Source organism: Halomonas sp. (genome assembly GCF_041689495.1).
GTDB lineage: Bacteria > Pseudomonadota > Gammaproteobacteria > Pseudomonadales > Halomonadaceae > Halomonas.
In genome coordinates this window covers 1-1261 of record NZ_JBDNGD010000492.1, presented here as the reverse complement: position 1 = coordinate 1261, position 1261 = coordinate 1, and the positions used below count along the sequence as shown (strand labels likewise).

Here is a 1261-nt window from a genome sequence, read left to right as displayed (position 1 = left end):
TGAGCGGATCCTGACGGTGCGAGAAACCGCTGCGCCACTCGCTGGGGAAGGAAGTCCGCCAGCCATTCCTCCTTGATCACCGGCTTGGGGCCCTCGACGGCCTGGCGGATACCCTCGGCCAGTGATGCCTCGTCATGGGCGACGATACTCGCCTCCAACTCTCCCTTGAGAATCTCGCGGATACCGCCAGGACAGTCGACACTGAGCACCGGCGTACCGCAGGCCAGCGCCTCGAACAGCACGATCCCCATGCCCTCGAAGCGCGAACTGAGCACGAAGAGCCGCGCCTGATGCATCCAGGGATAGGGATTGGCCCGCTGGCCGGCAAAGATGACGCTTGCCGCGATTCCCAGTTCGCTTGCCAGAGAGGCGAGGCGCCCGCGCTCCTGACCATCACCCACCAGCACCAGGGGCAGGTTCACGCCACTGCGGGCATAGGCACGCAGCAGCAATGCCTGATCCTTAGCCGGCACCAGCCGAGCCACACAGACCAGATAAGGGCCCTGGGGCAAGTCCGGCTCGGCTTCCCGCATCTGACGGCGAATGCTCTCCACCGGGCAGGGATTGACGATCACCTCGATCGAGGCTGGAACCACCCGCCACTGCCGGCAGGCCGCGTCGATGCTCTCCCTGACCCCCTCCGACACCGCCACCAGGTGCCGGTCATGGTAGAGACAACGAGCGAAGAGTCGCTCACGCCAGTGATCACTCGGTGCCTGGAAGATATTCTCGAGCACATGGCGGGCACGGTCAGCACGGAAGGTCCAGACCAGCTCGAAGGTCCCCACCCCGCGGAAGATGATACGATCCACCCGACCATGACGGCGCTCGAAGCGCCACAGCCAGGCCCGGAAAAGCCAGCCACCGGTCAGGCCGGTGCCCAGGAAGAGCGAGCGCTTGACCAAAGGATTGATGAACCAACGGGTAAAGAGTTCGATCACGAAACCGACCAGGGTCAGGCGGTTCGCCCAGTTGAGCTGGAAGCAGTGGACCTTCACCGAGGCGTGTTCGGGCCTGAGCGTACGACGCCCGCGACGGAAGGTCAGCAGATGACTGTCATGCCCGGCCGCTGCAAAGGCATCGGCGAGGTTCACCGCGACGCGTTCCATGCCTCCCATTCTGAGGGATCGAACCACCACCAGAGTGCGCATCAGGCGGCCTCCCGTTGCCAGCGCCAGTAGTGGGTCACCAGTCCGCCGACCATGAGGTTGTGGACATAGACCCCCGTCCAGAACGAATTGTAGGACTCGAACTGGTTCAT

At 63.9% G+C, this 1261-nt stretch carries 1 protein-coding gene; it reads right to left on the bottom strand.

Going from position 1 to position 1261, the window contains the following annotated elements; genetic code table 11:
- Positions 1–1109 (bottom strand): glycosyltransferase (locus ACESMD_RS14755; protein WP_372614459.1); only part of this gene is annotated, 1109 nt, incomplete at its 3' end.
- Positions 1110–1261 lie beyond the last annotated feature (152 nt).